At 30.6% G+C, this 18,330-nt stretch carries 18 protein-coding genes and 1 pseudogene; 11 read left to right on the top strand and 8 right to left on the bottom strand.

Features of this window, described 5'->3' with window-relative positions; all coding sequences use genetic code 11:
* Window positions 1–177: 177 nt before the first annotated feature.
* A complete protein-coding gene (locus ES044_RS04095; protein WP_147118636.1) occupies window positions 178–3,183 on the bottom strand; it encodes a PEP/pyruvate-binding domain-containing protein in 3,006 nt (1,001 codons plus the stop codon).
* 134 nt (window positions 3,184–3,317) lie between these two features.
* Between ES044_RS04095 and pheS the strand changes: the two genes are divergently transcribed.
* The 5 genes and pseudogenes from pheS to ES044_RS04070 all read left to right on the top strand — a co-directional run bounded on the left by pheS (window position 3,318) and on the right by ES044_RS04070 (window position 6,089).
* Window positions 3,318–4,337, top strand: a complete 1,020-nt coding sequence (gene pheS / locus ES044_RS04090; protein ID WP_147118635.1) for a phenylalanine--tRNA ligase subunit alpha — start codon at window positions 3,318–3,320, stop codon at window positions 4,335–4,337.
* A 327-nt stretch (window positions 4,338–4,664) separates the two neighbouring features.
* The gene (locus tag ES044_RS19435) at window positions 4,665–4,832 is read left to right on the top strand and encodes a PIN domain-containing protein (protein ID WP_189663220.1); all 168 of its coding nucleotides are present in this window, start codon (window positions 4,665–4,667) and stop codon (window positions 4,830–4,832) included.
* A 143-nt stretch (window positions 4,833–4,975) separates the two neighbouring features.
* Window positions 4,976–5,104, top strand: a pseudogene (locus ES044_RS19430) (PIN domain-containing protein); the annotation flags it as partial.
* 146 nt (window positions 5,105–5,250) lie between these two features.
* Complete coding sequence (locus ES044_RS04075) at window positions 5,251–5,508, top strand: hypothetical protein (protein ID WP_147118634.1); 258 nt, start codon at window positions 5,251–5,253, stop codon at window positions 5,506–5,508.
* A gap of 188 nt (window positions 5,509–5,696) precedes the next feature.
* Window positions 5,697–6,089, top strand: a complete 393-nt coding sequence (locus tag ES044_RS04070; protein ID WP_147118633.1) for a hypothetical protein — start codon at window positions 5,697–5,699, stop codon at window positions 6,087–6,089.
* A gap of 206 nt (window positions 6,090–6,295) precedes the next feature.
* Here ES044_RS04070 and ES044_RS04065 read toward each other — a convergent pair whose 3' ends face one another.
* Entirely contained in the window at window positions 6,296–6,784 is a 489-nt protein-coding gene (locus tag ES044_RS04065; RefSeq protein WP_147118632.1) for a hypothetical protein, read from the bottom strand.
* 246 nt (window positions 6,785–7,030) lie between these two features.
* Window positions 7,031–8,506 (bottom strand): Na+/H+ antiporter NhaC family protein, encoded by a 1,476-nt coding sequence (locus tag ES044_RS04060; RefSeq protein WP_147118631.1) that lies wholly within the window; start codon window positions 8,504–8,506, stop codon window positions 7,031–7,033.
* A 324-nt stretch (window positions 8,507–8,830) separates the two neighbouring features.
* Here ES044_RS04060 and ES044_RS04055 point away from each other — a divergent pair, with 324 nt between their 5' ends.
* A complete protein-coding gene (locus tag ES044_RS04055) occupies window positions 8,831–9,052 on the top strand; it encodes a hypothetical protein (RefSeq protein WP_147118630.1) in 222 nt (73 codons plus the stop codon).
* A gap of 86 nt (window positions 9,053–9,138) precedes the next feature.
* Here the strand turns inward: ES044_RS04055 and ES044_RS04050 are convergent, their stop codons facing one another.
* Window positions 9,139–9,618 (bottom strand): TerB family tellurite resistance protein, encoded by a 480-nt coding sequence (locus ES044_RS04050; protein ID WP_147118629.1) that lies wholly within the window; start codon window positions 9,616–9,618, stop codon window positions 9,139–9,141.
* 105 nt (window positions 9,619–9,723) lie between these two features.
* Here ES044_RS04050 and ES044_RS04045 point away from each other — a divergent pair, with 105 nt between their 5' ends.
* Both ES044_RS04045 and ES044_RS04040 read left to right on the top strand, forming a co-directional pair.
* Window positions 9,724–11,370: a glycerol-3-phosphate dehydrogenase/oxidase gene (locus tag ES044_RS04045; protein WP_147118628.1), complete on the top strand. Its 1,647-nt coding sequence runs from the start codon at window positions 9,724–9,726 to the stop codon at window positions 11,368–11,370.
* A gap of 431 nt (window positions 11,371–11,801) precedes the next feature.
* A complete protein-coding gene (locus tag ES044_RS04040; RefSeq protein ID WP_147118627.1) occupies window positions 11,802–12,137 on the top strand; it encodes a hypothetical protein in 336 nt (111 codons plus the stop codon).
* Between the two features lie 152 nt (window positions 12,138–12,289).
* On the opposite strand, the gene ES044_RS04035 is transcribed toward ES044_RS04040, so the two are convergent.
* Window positions 12,290–12,994 carry a TIGR04283 family arsenosugar biosynthesis glycosyltransferase gene (locus ES044_RS04035; protein WP_147118626.1) on the bottom strand — a complete coding sequence of 235 codons (705 nt, stop codon included), beginning with the start codon at window positions 12,992–12,994 and terminating at the stop codon, window positions 12,290–12,292.
* A 22-nt stretch (window positions 12,995–13,016) separates the two neighbouring features.
* Here ES044_RS04035 and ES044_RS04030 point away from each other — a divergent pair, with 22 nt between their 5' ends.
* Window positions 13,017–13,778 (top strand): DUF547 domain-containing protein, encoded by a 762-nt coding sequence (locus ES044_RS04030; protein ID WP_147118625.1) that lies wholly within the window; start codon window positions 13,017–13,019, stop codon window positions 13,776–13,778.
* Here ES044_RS04030 and ES044_RS04025 read toward each other — a convergent pair whose 3' ends face one another.
* The 3 genes from ES044_RS04025 to ES044_RS04015 are packed head-to-tail and all read right to left on the bottom strand — an operon-like array spanning window position 13,779 to window position 16,750.
* Window positions 13,779–15,047 (bottom strand): MFS transporter, encoded by a 1,269-nt coding sequence (locus tag ES044_RS04025; RefSeq protein ID WP_147118624.1) that lies wholly within the window; start codon window positions 15,045–15,047, stop codon window positions 13,779–13,781.
* Between the two features lie 4 nt (window positions 15,048–15,051).
* The gene (locus ES044_RS04020) at window positions 15,052–15,711 is read right to left on the bottom strand and encodes a hypothetical protein (protein WP_147118623.1); all 660 of its coding nucleotides are present in this window, start codon (window positions 15,709–15,711) and stop codon (window positions 15,052–15,054) included.
* 43 nt (window positions 15,712–15,754) lie between these two features.
* Window positions 15,755–16,750: an NAD(P)H-dependent glycerol-3-phosphate dehydrogenase gene (locus tag ES044_RS04015; RefSeq protein WP_147118622.1), complete on the bottom strand. Its 996-nt coding sequence runs from the start codon at window positions 16,748–16,750 to the stop codon at window positions 15,755–15,757.
* Between the two features lie 74 nt (window positions 16,751–16,824).
* On the opposite strand from ES044_RS04015, the gene ES044_RS04010 reads away from it, so the two are divergent.
* Window positions 16,825–17,673, top strand: coding sequence for an alpha/beta hydrolase (locus tag ES044_RS04010; protein ID WP_147118621.1), 849 nt, complete (start codon window positions 16,825–16,827; stop codon window positions 17,671–17,673).
* A gap of 4 nt (window positions 17,674–17,677) precedes the next feature.
* On the top strand, window positions 17,678–18,109 hold the full coding sequence (gene dut, locus ES044_RS04005) for a dUTP diphosphatase (protein WP_147118620.1): 432 nt from the start codon (window positions 17,678–17,680) through the stop codon (window positions 18,107–18,109).
* Window positions 18,110–18,330: the final 221 nt, after the last annotated feature.

Here is an 18,330-nt window from a genome sequence, read left to right as displayed (position 1 = left end):
TTTATTCAATAAATTTCATATCAAAAATACATTTTAAAATCGATTATTAAATAAAATAGGTATTGTGTTTTTAAATATTTAACAATAAATTAAACGTTTTTTGCGAATTTGAATATGTATTCATTTAAAATCCTTTTTTTATTATCTATTCTGCATAAACCTTTATAATGGTCATTCTTAAAATGTTTCTTCTACATTCTTATTACTGCTGCCTAATGAAATTCCTTCTTTAAAAATAGCTGCTTTATTATTTTTACCATCAATAATAGCAGTAAGTGAATTTTTAAAGGAAATATGCCTCAAATAAGAATCTTCAAAAACGGCATCATGTTTATTTAAATACGCTACATCAAAAAAACCATCGTCTATAAACGGATTTATCGTTAAATACCCCACTTTAAAGGAAGTTAAATTTTGAAAAAAATGGGTTCCTTGACTTGGATCTATTCTAAAGTTATTTAAACCTGATTCTACTATTATTTTTGCTGCTGAAATTTGAGACCAAAGCACAGGAATTCCCAACCAAGAATCGCTTGATCCCCAACGTCCAGGACCAATTAAAATATAAGGTTTGTCTAGCGCCACAAATTTTTTATTAATTTCTTCAACTGCATTGGCAATATCTCTTGTATTAACAGCATCAAAAGTTTCTGGTTTTACGTAAACTACATCGCAAATATTTTCATATTTCCCATTTCCTAAAGCAGATTCAGAATAAATAATGGTTTCAGAAATATCTAAATTTTCAGGTAATTTAGTAACCGTTTCCACACTTTCTATGATGGGTCTTATCTGTAAAAAGCTAAATTCTTTTGGTTTTCCTGACGGCACATCTAATTTTATAGCAAACTCTATTTCTATTGGATTTCTCATTTCTCGTTGCCCAACACGTAAAAGTTCTTGTAAAATTTCTGGCAACGGAAACGTATTGTATTTCAAAATATTATCAAACGTAATTACACGAACTCCGTCATGCATTACACCGGGTCTGATAGTGTTGTTTTGTAAATCGTAGGTTGATGCAACAAACTTTAAGGAACCGTGATTTTCTGCTTTTCTAATAGTTATTTTCTTTTTATTGATCGCTTCACTGGTTGAAACTTTATAACTATCTGGATCTAAATCTAAACCATAAAAATACTGTTGCGTATCTCTTTGCGTTGATCCTGGAGAAGATAATTGCAAGACTTTCTTCGGATAATAGGGCGAAAAACGCAGTGTTTGTCCGCCGCCTACAATTATTTCTCCTAACCCTAAAGCAATATTAGCAATGCCTTCACTTGCTTTTTCGTCTCCAATAGGATAAAAATTAATAGAACGTGCTACTCCCGAAATATTTGGATAATATACATCTTGGTATTGTTTCCCTGTAACTTCTTGTAAGATTACAGCCATTTTATCTTCTTCTATTGTATGAGATATTGCTTTTAAATATGATTTACTATTTTCAAAAAAAGCAGATGCAATCACCGATTTAACTGCATTAGAAACCATTTCAACTTTTTTGTCTATTTCAGAATTGGGAATCATATACGTTGCAAAAACCCCTGCAAATGGTTGGTAATTTGAATCTTCTAACATACTAGAAGAACGTACAGCAATAGGGCATTTTGTTGTCTTTAAAAATGCTTTAATATCTTCTAGCGCCCATTCTGGTAAATCCTTTGAAATAAATTCGTGTAGTATTTTATCATCGTCTGAGCATTCTGCGGCAAATTTAATTAGTTTGTGGGTATCTATAAACTGATCAAAAACGTCGGTACTTATTACAACGGTTCTTGGTATGGTTATGCTTACATTTTCAAACTTATTATATAAATTATTACGCTTTAAAAATGAATCTATAAAAGCTAAACCTCTTGCTTTTCCTCCTAAAGCACCTTCACCTATTCTTGCATAGCCAACAAACTCATCGTATTTATATTTGTTAAATTTTACAATTACACCTCTAGACCTATACACTCGATAAGCTTTTATAGAATTAATTAAGAAGTCTCTTATTTGATCATTGTTTTCAAATTCATCATATTCTATAACGTTCAATAAATTTGCTAAAGGAAAAAGGGCTCTTGATTTTAACCATTTAGAATACTCGCTTCTTGTTGCGTGATACATCAAGCAATCTTCGGTAACAACCTTTATTGCTTTTTGAAATTCACTTAAATCTTTAGCGGTTGCTAAAACTTTCATTTGCCTAGGATCCCAAAACTCAAAGTCTCCAAAAGCAAAATATTTAATAATATAATTCTTTATATCAACCCCTAAAGTTTCTGAATGTTTATATAAAAACTTACCTTTCAGCTCTAACGCTCGTTTTTCATTATCCGCATTAGAAGATTGAATTAAAAAAGGAAAATACCGTTTGTATTTTCGTACATAATCTAAAAGTAAAAATCCTGCTTCTTTATTTCTAACGCCATCTTTATAATAATTAACATCCGATATTACGCCTAACAAATTATCTTTATACGTGTCAAACAAACCAATACCTTCCTCAAAGGTTGTAGCTAGTAAAATTTTTGGTCTTCCTCGCATTAACATCATTTTTCTATGCTCGTTTAATCCTTCAGACATAAACCCTTGTGTTTGTTTAAGGATCACTTTATAAATAAGAGGAATATATCTAGAATAAAATTTTAGCGAGTCTTCTACTAACAAGATGGCTTTAACACCAACAACATTAATATCGACTTCGGCATTCATTCTATCTTCTGTTAATTTTATAATCGCCAAAAAGATATCTGCATTTCCGTTCCAATGAAAAACAAAATCTATACTATCTGTATTTTCCTTTTGAAGTTTACTTCTTAATAACGAAGAATGATAACTTAAAGCAGCAATTGTAACCTCTGGAAAGGCTTCTTTTATTTTTTTTGATGTTTCAAAAGCATTATAGTTACCAATATCTAACCAAGTAATTACAATATCAATTTGATGAGATTCCATCATTTTAATGGCTCTTTTGGCAGAATTTGCATGAATAAAATTTGGTGGATGCCTTAAGTTTAAAGAAGTGTATTCATCAAAAATTCGTTCCTCGATTCTACCATCTTCTTCAAGCATATAATAATCGTAATTAGAACAAACTATTAATACCTTATTAATTCTTTTTTGCATTAACTTATCAAAAGTAACCTCCTTAAATGCAAAATTTTTTAAATTGGATAAGATCTTTTCCTTCATTTTTAATTCCGTTTTTATAACTTACAATATATTAATTTTATAGCGTAAAACTTTAATAAAATTAAGTATTCAACTCAAAAATTAGATTCAACAAAAATAAAAATGTGTAAATTCGCCGTCTAATTTAATAGCTAATGCTAGACAAAGTAAAAGAACTTATTGGTGATGTAAACGCTTTTAAAGCAACGACCAAAGATGAAGTAGAAACTTTTAGAATTAAATATTTAGGAAGTAAAGGTTTACTAAAAGATTTATTTGCAGAATTTAAGAATGTAGATGCAGCAATGCGTAAAGATTTTGGACAAGCATTAAACAACTTAAAAAAGTCTGCGGAAGAAAAAGTAGCAGAATTATCAGATGCACTAGACAATTCTACAAGTCAGCAATCTTTTTACGGAGATTTAACGCGTCCTTCTGAACCTATTGAACTAGGTTCTCGCCACCCAATATCATTAGTAAAAAATAAAATTGTTGAGGTTTTTAATAGAATTGGTTTTACCGTTTCTGAAGGCCCAGAAATTGAAGATGATTGGCACAATTTTACAGCGTTAAACTTGCCAGAATACCATCCGGCAAGAGATATGCAAGACACGTTTTTTATTGAGCAGAACCCAGATATTTTATTGAGAACACATACATCTTCTGTGCAAGTTCGCTATATGGAAGAAAATAAACCACCAATTAGAACCATTTCTCCTGGAAGAGTTTTTAGAAATGAAGATATTTCTGCCCGTGCGCATTGTATTTTTCATCAGGTAGAGGGTTTATACATTGATACAGATGTTTCTTTTGCCGATTTAAAACAAACACTTTTATATTTTACAAAAGAAATGTTTGGCAAATCTAAAATTAGATTACGTCCTTCTTACTTCCCTTTTACAGAGCCAAGTGCAGAAGTAGACATTTATTGGGGATTGGAGACAGAAACCGATTATAGAATTACCAAAGGAACAGGTTGGCTAGAAATTATGGGCTGCGGAATGGTAGACCCCAATGTGCTTAAAAATTGCAACATTGATCCTACTAAATATTCTGGTTATGCCTTTGGAATGGGAATTGAACGTATAGCAATGCTCTTATATCAAATACCAGATATCAGAATGTTTTACGAAAATGACAAGCGTTTTTTAGAACAATTTAAGTCGGTTATATAACAACTTATCATTACGTTTTTACTCAATAAAGGATTCGAAAAGGAGTTATTTAATTTATAAGAATGTTTATATTCATCAATATTCACAAAAAATAATCTATCTGATAAAAAAAGATTATATTTAAATATGCAAATTGAAAGAACAAATAACGAAATATTAATTAAAATCCCTTCGGATGCGGTATGTTATGGGGGGGGCAAAGAATTTTAGATTATTTAAAATTTCGGGAAATAGCGTCAAAAAGTAAAGCTTCTCAAAAGCAGATTGATGAAATTTCTACAGAAATAAATAATTCTTAGTGGCAAAAAACGGTAATAGATTTCTGAAGTGAAAATTGTTGTAGACACTAATATCATTTTTAGTGGATTGCTTAATCCCGAAAGAAAAATTAGAGACCTTTTACCTAATTCTATAGGAGTTTTTGACTTTTATTCGCCAACTTTTGTACTAGAAAACCTTAAAAATCATCAAAATAAATTATTAAAAATATCATGATATTCTGAAAAAGATTTCGATTTTTTAATCCGAATTGTATTCAAAAAAATTGAATTAATTGATATTATAAATGTTCAACGATCTGCTTGGAATGATGCTTTTAAATTAACTCAAAACATGAATGAGTTGAGACTCTATTTGTAGCACTTTCTTTAGCGTTAAATGCGCCAGTTTGGACTGCTGATAAAAAATTAATAAATGGCTCAAAAAAAAGAGCTATACATTGGTTATTAACAACTGACACTCTTTTAAAAATAAGAAACGAGTTCTAAAAATTAATGAGACACTAAAACAAACTACTTTACAGTAAATTAGAGCGTTTTATCTTATTTTTAAACAGCTAAATTTAAAGTAGCTCAATTGCGAATTCATAGAAAGATATGATAAAACAAATAAAAAATCAAAAATAATTTATACAATGAACTACTTTACACAATTTTGGGACGAAAATAGAGATGATGAATACGCAAACTGGGGAACCTCTACTTGGTATTTTGAAACGAATGATGCTGACGAAGTTCTAAAACAAATAACGGTTTACAAAAGCGGAAAAATTTTAAAATATGCTGAAGACAATCTTGAAGACGAATTTGGTGGTTTATGTGAAGATACATTAACGATTGATGACTGTGATGGTGATGTAATTTCTAAAGAAGATTTCTATAAAGTTTGGTAATTGAAACTAATTAAAAAAAATCAATTAGTTTAGTTAGCTTAAAGATTGGATTAATTGTCTTTGGGTTACCTACTCTTTTGAATTTATCCCTTTTAAAAACCAAAAAAATAACATCCTTATTCTTATGATAATTTCATTGATTCACCTCAATTTTATCACCCAAAAGAATATAAAGAAAAAGCAATAAAGTGAAAAAAGATATAATTATTCCTGAAGTTACCAACATAGAAATGGCCGTTGTTTATGAATACAATGATATTTATAAAACAAATGATTGGAATGTATACATTATTAACAATAAAAAGGTGGCTATAGAAATGATAGTCGTTGTTTCGCAAGGTTTTTCTGAAACAAAAACTACCTCTTTATTGCGCAAAAAGCTAGACAATCTTCCGGCAACTTCTTTTGCGAAAATTGAATTTATACAACCTGAATTATTTGAATTAAACAACCGTTTTCAGGTAACTTTTTTTGAAGGAAACACACTGTATGAAAAAACATTTCTATTTAAAGCAAACACCATTAAAGAAAGTGCTTTGCGCATGATTGATGAGATTAAGAAACATGGAATTTTAGCGTAAAAACTTAAAGCAAATACGCAAAGTTTTTTCGCAAAGTTCGCAAAGGAAAAGTATCCTTTTTAAGTTTAGACACAATTTTGTCTTTTCAACGTTAAGAGAAATCGCATAATCTTGCTCAACTTTACGTTTTCTGCTTTATGTGATTTCTCAATCGCTTAAAAAAGCTCATTTCGAAATGACACTCTTGATTTTTTTTTTAATTTTATTTAATCAAACTCCGCCTCTATCTTATTTAAACTTACAATATCTTTTCTTAAATACTTAATACTTACTTTTGGCGGAATCGAAATTTCAATACAGGTTTCTGAAAACACTAAAGTATCCGAAGACAACTTCGATTGAAAATCATTAGACATTAGCAATGCTTTTAAAATCAATTTAAACATTTTCTTATCCTTGTATTCTTCATACAAAACTTCTATATCTTCTTGATCAATTTCTTTAAATCTGCTAAAATGAATTTCTATAGAAGGCGGCACTGAAACCCCTACAATTAATCGATTTGTTCTAAATCCTGCTTTTTCTAATAGCGGTAAAACATTAAAAACATCCTTAACATAATCAACAAACTTATTTTTAGTGCTAGATCCTAAATCGCCTATTTTAGAAACTCTGTTTTTAAATTGTTCAAAAATTTGATCAGCGCCAGCACTAATTGTGTTGGTTGTTTTTTTTATTAATTTATTTTCTTTCATAGTTTGTGTTTTCAGACCTCACAGGTTTAAAAAACCTGTGAGGTCTCTGTTTTGTCTTTTCTACCAAAGAGAAAAATCACATAAAGTTGCACAATTTTACATTTCTTGCTTTCTGTGATTTCTCAATCGCTTAAAAAAACTCATTTTGAAATGGCACTCTTGCTTCTTTTATCATCCAGAAAAAACAAAAATTATAGACTATTTCTTTGCGAACTCTGCGACTTCTTTGCGCCTTTGCGTTTAGTATCAGCCAAAAAAACCAATTATCAAATACATAACAACCGTAATTGTGCCACCAACCAAGGCATAGGGTAATTGTGTTTTTACATGATCTATGTGGTCACTTGCAGAAGCCATAGAAGAAATAATAGAAGTATCAGAAATTGGTGAACAATGATCTCCAAAAATTCCTCCGCCTAAAGTTGCCGCAACAACAATGGTAATATCTGCGCCATGAATATTTGCCATTGGCACTGAAATTGCTAACATAATTGCAAAAGTTCCCCAAGAAGTTCCTGTAGAAAATGCAATAAAAGAACTTATTAAAAAAACAACAGCTGGTAATAATTCTGGTGATAACCGTTCTTTTGTGGCATTGGCTACATAAATTCCGGTTTCTAATTCCTTACAAGCATCACCAATTGCAAACGCTAACAACATCAACAAAGCCAAAGGCATTAACTCGCTAATTCCTTTTAAGGTTAAGTTTACAGCTTCTTTCGGGTTCATAATTCCTTGTATAAAATACATGAGCATGGCAACCAATAACGAGGTTATTACAGCGTATAAAACCGAAGACGAACCAGAGCCTTCGCCAATTGCTTGCGAAACATGCTCTAAAAATGATGTAGATGTTTTTACGGCATCCCAACCGGTATAGACCAAATTAATCGGCATCATCAAAACCATGGTTAATAATGGTACAATCATATTATAGGCTTTCGCTTCTATTCCTTCTTTTGGCGGAAAAGAGGTAACGGCGTCTGAAACCATAGGCTTTGAATTTTTATTCATCAACGCGCCTGTTTCTTTGGTTCTTTTTTCGGCCTTATTCATAAGACCAAAATCCTTTTTTGATAAAATAATAATAAACAAAATTAAGATTGCCAACAAAGGATAAAAATTATATTTAATAGATGCAATCATCACAGCAAACGGTTTTTCAATTCCTTGTGTGAGTAATAATCCCATAATGAAAGCACCCCAAGCATTAAACGGAATTAAAATGGACGAAGGTGCAGAACTAGAGTCTGCGATATACGCTAATTTCTCTCTTGGAATTCCTAACTTATCAAAAATTGGACGGTATAAAGTTCCCACTGTTAAAGAGCTAATACTTGTTTCTACAAACAATAATAAACCTGTTACCGTTGCTAAAATTTGCACCATTACTCTACTATACCCAGTTTTTTTACTTTCTAATTTCACTAATTTTCGGTTGATAATATTGATAAAACCCTCTACTCCTCTAGAATATTGAATAAAAATTAACAATGCGCCAACCAAAGCACTAAACATAATGGTTCTTGTATTTCCTTGAGATTGAAACACATTTACCATGCCTTCAATCATCGCTAAAGTTCCTGTTAAAGGATTCCAACCTTCGATAATTAACCAAGAGAACCAAATACCAAATAACAAAGCGATATACACTTGTTTGGTTTTTAATGCTAAAATGATGGCAATAATTGGAGGTATTACTGATAAAAATCCATATTCCATAAAAAAATTATTTTGCTTAAAGGTAACAATTTATCAATGTTATAAAATCATATTTTTAAAATTGGTCTTGTCATTATAAATTGTATTTATCAAAAATTTTAAACAAAACCCACATCAAGACTTCAGAATTTTATTGAAGCACAAAAATTATTTTTGTCGCCTTTAAGCCAACTTTAAGTAGCGTAAGTTTATCAACAAAAAGAATAGATTCTTTTAAAGTGATGGATAAAAACAACGATTTATAGCCAAATGCCAACGAAATTGGTAATGAAACTGCGAATAATCTACCAGAAAATAAAAGAATTAAGATCCTATTTTATTCTTTTGAAAAAACACCTACTATTTTATGTTTACAGAGAAAAAGAAATAAAACCAAAAAAAAACAGGAAGGATGTTCTTTCTTTATTTCCTAGAACTCCTGCTACCAGTAAAATTTTTGATATTGTTATTGAATATACCCAAACATATTACGGCAGATCTTTTGGCTTATATAAATTTAAAAACAAAAGAAATGACCTAAAAGTTTGGGCAAAACATAAAGAATAGAAAATATTAAACAGTATTGGCAAAATCAAAACCAAAAAAATATTGCTGCTTTGCCTACAAAAATTTGAAATAAATAATAACTTCTTTTAAACGCTGTCTACTTTTTTAATAGCGACTATAAAATCATTTAAATCGTTTTTATTACTCACTAAATGAATCGCTTCATCACACACTTTTTCTGCATTCTCATTAGAGAAATTTAAACCAATGGCAATTTTTCGCATCAATTTAACCTCTGGTAATTTTGCGTCTCCGTCTACTAAAATCATTTTAGCCAAACGATACAAACGTTCTATTCTATCATCATAACTTGCAGGAGGGTTTGTGGGAAATTTTTCTGGATTTATTAAAATAAGAATCGATTCTTCTACTGTTATATTTAAGCTTTTACCAGCTTTAATTAAAAGTGCCTCTTCACCTTCGGTAATTTCTCCATCTGCTTTTGCAATTTTTACAATATTGGCAAAATGCCCAATTTCTTGTTTGTGTTTTCCTGTAGAATATAAATCTGATATTGCCATTTTAGTTTTTTCTGTAAAAATATGTGTAAATAAAATTAAAAACATCTTTTTTACCTAAAAAATTTCTAAAAGTCAAATCGAATGTTCTGCTTTTTTGTATTTTAGACTTACATTTTTATATGAGTATCATTTATAAAATCAATTTTTAATATGACCAACTTCTCTTATTTTAATAGAAAAAATAGTATTCACGATTTAGAATCTACAGAATTTGACGTTCTAATCATTGGTGGTGGTATCACAGGAGCTGGTATTGCTTTAGATGCTGCTTCAAGAGGAATGAAAGTGGCCTTGATAGAAAAAAACGACTTTGCTTCTGGCACCTCAAGCAAATCGACTAAATTAATTCATGGTGGTTTGCGTTATCTAAAACAATTCGATTTTTGGCTAGTTAAAGAAGTAGGCACAGAACGAGCTATTGTTCACAATTTAGCCCCACATTTAGTGATTCCAGAAAAAATGATATTGCCTTTAATTGATGGCGGAACCTATGGTTCTTGGTTAACCTCTATTGGCTTAAAAGTATATGATATTTTGGCTTCTGTAGAAGGTGAGGACAAACGTAAAATGTTAAACAAAGAAGAAGCTTTAGAAAAAGAACCACTGCTACCAAAAAGTATTCTAAATGGCGCTGGCTATTATGCAGAATACAGAACGGATGATGCCCGTTTAACCATTGAGATTTTAAAAACAGCAGTAGATTATGAAGCAAAAATCATCAATTATACAGAAGCTACAGCATTTATTTACGAAGATAATCGAGTTGCTGGCGCAAAGGTAAAAGAGGTTATTTCTGGCGATGAATTTACTATAAAAGCCAAATATGTAGTAAATGCTTGCGGACCTTGGGTAGATGAGTTGCGACAAATGAATCACTCAAAAACAGGCAAGCGTTTGCACCTTACAAAAGGCGTTCATTTAGTAGTTGCTTATGATAAATTACCTGTAAAACAATCTGTGTATTTCGATGTACCAGACGGTAGAATGATGTTTGCAATTCCGCGTGGAAAGGTGACCTATTTCGGAACCACAGATACCAATTATCAAGAAGACAAAGACCATGTAAACACTAGTTTAGTCGATGCAACCTATTTAATAGCCGCAGTAAACAATATGTTTACCGACATAACTATTTCTTTAGAAGATATTCAATCTTCTTGGGCCGGTTTGCGTCCTTTAATTCATGAAGAAGGTAAATCTGCTTCTGAATTGTCTAGAAAAGACGAAATATTTGTTTCGGACTCCGAACTTATTTCTATTGCTGGCGGAAAATTAACAGGCTATAGAAAAATGGCAGAACGCATTGTAGATGTAGTTGCTAAAAAATACAAAAGAAGATTTGATAAAGAATTTAGCGATATTAAAACGAAAGAAATTGTGCTTTCTGGCGGAACTTTTAACGATTCATCAGAAGTAAAAAGTTATATAGATGCTATTCATAATAGAATTGCAGAAGTAGATTTTAATGAAAAAGATGCTGAATATCTGGTTTATAATTATGGCAAACAAACAGACATTATTTTACAGAAGTTTGATGATTTGGCTGATGAAAATCAACAAGAAAAAATGATTAAAGCAGAAGTTTGGTTTTCGATACATTACGAAATGGCTTGCAACCCAACTGATTTTTTTATGCGTAGAACTGGTCGTTTATTTTTTGACGCGCACAGCGTATGTGCATTTAAAAAATTGGTTTTTCAACTCTTTAAACAATATTTTTCTTGGGATGATGCAACTACTCGTACACATCAATCTGAATTAGAAAAACATATAAAAACTGCCATTACTTTTGAATAAAATATTTTTAAGATACTATACGTCAGTGGTTTATAATATGAAAGAAATAAAAAACTACATTTAAGTTTTAAAATACTGTAATTACCTTAAAATATATAGGCAAAAATGGATTTGTTAAGCACTTTTCAGGATTTTTTCTGCTAATTATTATTTCTATTTAACAGTAAAATTTTGAAATTAAACTAAAAATAAACCAACAACACATTGTAAATCAATTAAATAACCATTTAAAAAACAGATAAAAATTTCATGAAATTTTTATCTGTTTTTTAAATTTCAATTGAAAAATAATATATCTTTACTATAACTAAATTTATAATTTTAAGGCTTATGAAAATATAGTTCGTTTTACTTCAACAAAAAGCATCTTCTTTTAAGACAAAAGAATAGCTACTATATTTTACAAAAAACAACCTTAAAATTACAAAATCATGAAAAAATTATATACCATAGCATTCGTGCTATTTATTGCCGCAGCTTTTTCTTTTACCACTAAAAAACAAGTAAACCAAAATATAATTACAGCAACTTATAAAGGAATCGATGATAACGAATACTATAAGTTTATAGACGAGTCGAAAAACGAAATTTTATTTTACGATTTTGACGAAGACCTTGAATATAATTTATTTGAAGAGGAATATATTGACATTAAATTCTCTGTAACTTGGATTACAAAAGAACTAGAATTAACAGACGACGAAGGAGAGTTAACTGGAGAGAAAATAAAAATTAAATCGATTACTGCACTTAAAGTAATAAAGTAAACTTATTTAAAATAATAATTAAAACCGTTTTTTGAATTTCGAAAAACGGTTTTTTGAATTTATAAAACCTCCTATTATCTACAAAAATTTAGAGAGAAAATAAAGAGTTCGTTAAGATTATTTTTGTAATAAAAAGAGGGATAAATTATTCGTTAAACAGTTTCACGCAATAACCCTTTATACGTTTTACGCAGCTGTATTGGGTTTACGCCTAACCGATACTTTAAAAATACATAACCGTTAATTAGGTTTACCTTTAACCAAGAATTAGCTTCATATTTCCTAGCACTTACCGTTGCTTTAGACTGTATAATTTTAAAAGGAATTTTTTGTTTTCTAACTTTATCCATCATTTCAAAATCTTCCATAATACAAAATGCTGTATTATAACCATTTAAAACTTTAAAGGTTTCTTTTGTAAAAAACTGACATTGGTCACCACCTCCTGCGAAAAAACCATCTTTTTTAGTAAAAGAACCATTTATCTTTAATAAAAAAGTTTCTTTATCAAATTTGTATGCAAAAAAGCCTGCCTTATTTCCTTCTTTAATAGCTAAAATAACCTGATGATAAAAATCTCTTGGTAAAATTACATCGGCATGTAAAAAAAGTAAAATATCTCCTTTAGCTTTGGCTGCACCTTCATTCATTTGAGCAGCTCTTCCTTTAATGGTAGCATCAAAATGAGTAATTTTGTTAAATTCTTTACAAATCATACCACTCTCATCAATAGACTCTGGAGAATTAGAAACAATTATTTCAATAGGAAGTTTGTTAGCTTCTTCAGATAAAAACGACAAAATCTTTGCAAGGTTTTGCTGTTCATTAAAAACCGGAATTATAATACTTATTAACATGTTTAAACTTACGTCATTTTTTATGAAACAGTTTTTAATCTTCTTCTTTTTTTTATCAACATTTACATTAAATGCACAAAATAATATAAATTATAGTCAAATATCTAAAGATTTACTACAAAATATTATGACCGATAGTTCTTACGAAAAAGAAGTTGATCTTTTAGCAGAAAGTACTTTAAATGAATTAGTGAATGAACTTAAAACAGACCAACAAAAATTGGCTTTTTGGATAAACATTTACAATTCTTTTATTCAGATTTCGCTCTCTGAAAATCCGAAACTATATGAAGATAGAGGAAGTTTTTTTGGAACACCTAGAGTAAAAATTGCTGGCGAATTATTGTCTTTTGATAATATTGAGCACGATATTATTAGAAAATCTAGAATAAAAATAAGTTTGGGTTATTTAAGAAAGTGGTTTAAACCAAAATGGGAACGTACATTACGCGTTAACACTATTGATTGGAGGATTCATTTTGCCTTAAATTGTGGCGCAAAAAGCTGTCCGCCAGTTGCCTTATACACGGCTAAAAATTTAGACAAAGAGCTAAATTTTATGGCAACAGCATATTTAAAAGAACAAACAACATATACTAAAGAAACAAAAACAGCTACGTCTGTTGCATTAATGTCTTGGTTTCGTGGAGATTTTGGTGGAAAATGTGGCGCAAAAAAGATTCTTTTAAAATACGGAATTACACCCGAAAAACCAAAAAATATAAATTTTAAAAGTTACGATTGGACTTTATTATTGGGCAATTATAAAACAATTCCTGAATAATTAATCCTCTTTTTCATTCTCTTCAATCTCTTCGGTAAGATCTAAATTTCTAATTGTAGGACTTACAATTCCTGTAGTTATTACTGTAATTAAAGTCATCGATCCGCCAAAGATAACCGCAGCTGCAGGTCCTATTATTTTAGCTGCTAAACCGCTTTCAAAAGCACCTAATTCATTAGAAGACCCTACAAACATAGAATTTACAGAAGAGACTCTGCCTCTCATATCATCTGGCGTTTTTAATTGTAATATAGTTTGACGAATAACCATAGAAATTCCGTCTGCCGCGCCACTTATAAACAACGCTAAAACACTTACCCAGAAAATAGAGGACATGCCAAAAGCAATAATGCTTAAACCAAAAATAAATACCGAAATCAACATTTTTTTACCTGTATTTCTGCTGATAGGAATGTAGGTTGTTAATAACATCGTTACAATACTTCCTATAGAAATAGAGGCGTTTAAAATACCAAAACCCTCTGGTCCTACTTTTAAAATATCTTGGGCAAATACCGATAAAATTGCGACAGTTCCTCCAAATAAAACGGCAATCATATCTAGGGTTAAAGTACCTAAAATTGCTTTATTTTTAAATACGAATTGAACACCAGCTTTTAAACTCTCTTTAATAGGTTCGCCAATTTTTGTGTTTAAAATTGGTTTCTTTTTTATTTTAAAAAGGGTGATAAATGAGAGTACTACCAAAACAAAAACGATAGATAGTGTTTTATCAACCCCAATCCAACCAATAAAGAAACCTCCACAAAGCGCTCCAGAAACGGAAGCTGTTTTCCAGGTACTTGTGCTCCAGGTTGCCGCGTTATGATATATTTTTTTAGGAACCAACAAAGCTACTAAAGAAAAAATTGTAGGTCCGAAAAAAGAACGTAAAAATCCGCCGAAAAAAACCAATGCATAAATGGAATATAAAACAGCATTTGTAGACCAACTGTTTAATATTGAATCTGTTGTTAATAAAAATAAGCCTAAACTAATTAATGAGAAAGCGCCTGTACAAAGGGCTAATAAATTTCTTTTTTCTCTTTGATCTACAATATGACCTGCAAATAACGCCATAGAAAAGGCGGGTATAATTTCCATTAAACCGATAATTCCTAGTGACAAAGGATCTTTTGTAATAGAATATACTTGCCATTCGATGACAATAAATTGCATCGACCAGCCAAATACTAATAGGAATCTTACGAATAGAAAAATATTGAATTCCTTTATTCTTAATGCTGCGTAGGGATCTTGTTTAGCCATTAAATTAGCTCAATTTCATGTCCATTAAAATAGCAAAGGTTTGATTGATGTCTGCCTCTTTTACGACGATGGTCATTTCATTTGTGGTAGAAATAATTTCTTGTAAAGGAATGTCTGCCCACGCTAATTGCTTTAAAATAAAGTAATAAATACCAGATTGTTCTAAATTTTCTTTTGGTAATTTTATGGTAATCGAAGCCAACTCTTGCATACTATGCGTTAAAGTTTCCTCTTCGAAAATTTCATCAACAAAAAGTTTTAAGTTCTTACTTGTTACAATGTTCGTTTCAAAAATACCTTGAGAAACTGTTAAGAAGTAGTCTGAACTTTCAGAAGATTTTGTGAGCACTTTTGCAATTTCTTTTAAAAGTGTTGGTGTATTTTTAAATGTAAAATCGCACAAATCAGAACGTACAATTACATCTCCCAAATTAAGAGATAATCTTTTTATATTTTTTCTGATGCGTAATTCGCTTGCAGGAGAAAGTCTGTTAATCGCCATCATTACCGCACCAACTTTTACATCTTTCTTTAAAGCTGCTGAAACTTCTGGTAAAATAATTCTTGCTAACGAAGAAACATTAATCAGTTTTTCATTTAAAGCTTCTTCTATAAATGGTGTTTTTCTAATGGTACTCTCTACAACCTCTTGTATTGTTTTCATGGTAAAAGTTTAAAAACCTAAATAATTGTTCAAAATTAAACAATTAATCCAGTTTATTCGTCAACTTTTTAAATTCTTTTTTAGGATTTTTATCCGCATATAAAACATTGTAAACAGCGTCGATAATAGGAGTTTTCATGTCCTTTTCTTCCTTAATTTTATAGGCACTTTTGGTAGCATAGTAACCCTCTGCAATCATACTCATTTCATGCTGTGCAGATTTTACTGTGTATCCTTTCCCAACCATATTGCCAAACATTCTATTTCTACTAAAAGTTGAATATCCGGTCACTAACAAATCTCCCAAATAAGCAGAATCGTTAATATTACGCTTCATTTTATGCACTTTTTTAATGAAGCGTTTCATTTCTCGAATTGCATTGCTCATTAACACAGACTGAAAATTATCACCATACCCCAAACCATGAGCCATCCCAGCGGCCACAGCATAAATGTTTTTTAAAACGGCTGCATATTCTGTTCCAATAATGTCATCTGTAGTCTTTACATTAATATACCAGCTTTCTAAAGCGCCTGCCATTTTTTTTGCTCTATCTTCATCTTGACAAGCAATTGTTAAATAGGATAAACGCTCCATAGCCACCTCTTCTGCATGGCAGGGTCCAGTAATTACGCCAATATTTTCTAACGGAATATCGTACTCTTTATTAAAATGTTCGCCTACAATTAAGCCAGTTTCTGGTATAATTCCTTTAATAGCCGAAAAAATAGTTTTACCTGTTAATGATTCGTTTAGTTTAGACAATTCACTCGTTAAAAAAGCAGACGGAATTGCAAAAATTAGCACATCGTATTTGGCAACCATATAATTGATATCATCAGATAAATCTAAACGATTTACATCTAATTCTGCAGAACGTAAATATTTAGGATTGTGATCATTCTTTTTTATGTGTTCTATTGCTTGAGTACTTCTCATGTACCAACCTACAGTTTCTAAATTCTCTGTCAGCATTTTAACAATAGCAGTTGCCCAACTTCCACCTCCAAAAACAGCAATCTTCTGATGCTCAATCATACGTATATATTTAGTTTTCAAATGTAAGAAAACTAGGTTGATTTATTATATTTGCTTCCACTAGAAAATATTGAATGAAAAAAATACTATCTATTCTCTTTTCTCTGATTTTTCTAATATCTTCTTGCAAAAAGAAAGTCTTAAAAAAAGAGAACACCTCAACAGCATCTAAAAATATTGTTGTTGTTTTAGAGAAAGAATTTGTCATTAAAGGTTTAAACTCCGTTTCTCATAAAATTTGGTTGTATTTACCTCCAAATTATGAAACATCAACAGAGAAGTTCCCTGTAATTTACATGCATGATGGGCAAAATTTGTTTGATAAAAAAACTTCTTATGCAGGAGAATGGGAAGTAGATGAAACTTTAAATCAACTATTTAAAGAAACTGGAAAAGGCTTTATAGTTGTTGGTGTAGAAAATGGTGGAGAAAAAAGAATTGAAGAATACACCCCTTATCCACATGAAAAATATGGTGGCGGAAAAGGTGAAATCTATGTTGATTTTTTAGCAAATGAACTAAAACCTTATATTGATTCTAATTACAGAACTAAAATAAATGGAGAAAATACTGCGATTATTGGGAGTTCTTTAGGTGGATTAATTTCTTTTTATGGCGGATTAAAATACCCAAACGTTTTTGGTAAAATTGGTGCCTTATCAACCTCTTTTTGGTTTTCTAATAAAATAAATGACTTTGCAAATAAAAATGGAAATCAGAAAAACACCAAACTTTATTTTTTAGTGGGCGGCAAAGAAGGAGATTCTATGGTTCCTGACACAGAAAATATGGCTAAACTATTGATAGATGTTGGTTTTCCTGCAAATAATATAAAAACAAAAATTGTAACAGAAGGCAAACATAATGAGGCTTTTTGGAAAACTGAATTTTTAGAAGTAATTACATTTTTATACAACCTATAAATATATGAACGTACAAATTATAAACGAATCGAAACACGCAACGCCTACTTATGAAACTGATGGTGCTGCAGGAATGGATTTAAGAGCTAATATAGACACGTCTATAACACTTAAACCTTTAGAAAGAGCGATTGTGAAAACAGGTTTATTCATTGCTTTACCCGTTGGTTTTGAAGCTCAAGTAAGACCTAGAAGTGGTTTGGCTGCTAAAAAAGGAATTACTGTTTTAAATTCTCCTGGCACTGTAGATGCAGATTATCGTGGAGAAATTGGTGTAATTTTAGTGAACCTATCCAATGAAGAATTTACGATCAATGACGGTGAAAGAATTGCGCAGTTAATTATTGCAAAACACGAACGCATAAACTGGCAAGAAGTTAAAATTTTATCTGAAACTGAAAGGGGTTCTGGTGGGTTTGGGAGCACTGGAGTTTAAAAACTACTTTTTAATAATTCTGAAACTGGTATCTAATTAAAATTATTACATAGATATTAAAAGAGACTTACAAAGTTTCACAGAGAAAGGTGATGATTCGCAAAAAAGTTTGCGCTACTTTCTGTTTTATTTGCTACCCTAGTTTTTGATAAAGGTTAATGATTTCTTTGGTACAACTATTAATGAACAACTTAGAAGCAGAGCTATCGAAATATCAAAAA

It is taken from the genome of Polaribacter sp. IC066 (assembly GCF_007997085.1).
Classification (GTDB): Bacteria; Bacteroidota; Bacteroidia; order Flavobacteriales; family Flavobacteriaceae; genus Polaribacter.
Note: the sequence above shows the minus strand (reverse complement) of the source record. Positions and strands in the feature narration are given on the sequence as shown.

What these genes read in the sequence shown, in the direction of transcription:
- ES044_RS04075 (WP_147118634.1), top strand. Translation starts at nt 5,251, where the DNA reads ATGAACTACTTTACACAATTTTGGGACGAAAATAGAGATGATGAATAC.
- pheS (WP_147118635.1), top strand. Translation starts at nt 3,318, where the DNA reads ATGCTAGACAAAGTAAAAGAACTTATTGGTGATGTAAACGCTTTTAAA.
- ES044_RS04060 (WP_147118631.1), bottom strand. Translation starts at nt 8,506, where the DNA reads ATGGAATATGGATTTTTATCAGTAATACCTCCAATTATTGCCATCATT.
- ES044_RS04050 (WP_147118629.1), bottom strand. Translation starts at nt 9,618, where the DNA reads ATGTTTTTAATTTTATTTACACATATTTTTACAGAAAAAACTAAAATG.
- ES044_RS04015 (WP_147118622.1), bottom strand. Translation starts at nt 16,750, where the DNA reads ATGATTGAGCATCAGAAGATTGCTGTTTTTGGAGGTGGAAGTTGGGCA.
- ES044_RS04095 (WP_147118636.1), bottom strand. Translation starts at nt 3,183, where the DNA reads ATGAAGGAAAAGATCTTATCCAATTTAAAAAATTTTGCATTTAAGGAG.
- ES044_RS04030 (WP_147118625.1), top strand. Translation starts at nt 13,017, where the DNA reads ATGAAACAGTTTTTAATCTTCTTCTTTTTTTTATCAACATTTACATTA.
- dut (WP_147118620.1), top strand. Translation starts at nt 17,678, where the DNA reads ATGAACGTACAAATTATAAACGAATCGAAACACGCAACGCCTACTTAT.
- ES044_RS04020 (WP_147118623.1), bottom strand. Translation starts at nt 15,711, where the DNA reads ATGAAAACAATACAAGAGGTTGTAGAGAGTACCATTAGAAAAACACCA.
- ES044_RS04065 (WP_147118632.1), bottom strand. Translation starts at nt 6,784, where the DNA reads ATGAAAGAAAATAAATTAATAAAAAAAACAACCAACACAATTAGTGCT.
- ES044_RS04035 (WP_147118626.1), bottom strand. Translation starts at nt 12,994, where the DNA reads ATGTTAATAAGTATTATAATTCCGGTTTTTAATGAACAGCAAAACCTT.
- ES044_RS04040 (WP_147118627.1), top strand. Translation starts at nt 11,802, where the DNA reads ATGAAAAAATTATATACCATAGCATTCGTGCTATTTATTGCCGCAGCT.
- ES044_RS04010 (WP_147118621.1), top strand. Translation starts at nt 16,825, where the DNA reads ATGAAAAAAATACTATCTATTCTCTTTTCTCTGATTTTTCTAATATCT.
- ES044_RS04045 (WP_147118628.1), top strand. Translation starts at nt 9,724, where the DNA reads ATGACCAACTTCTCTTATTTTAATAGAAAAAATAGTATTCACGATTTA.
- ES044_RS04025 (WP_147118624.1), bottom strand. Translation starts at nt 15,047, where the DNA reads ATGGCTAAACAAGATCCCTACGCAGCATTAAGAATAAAGGAATTCAAT.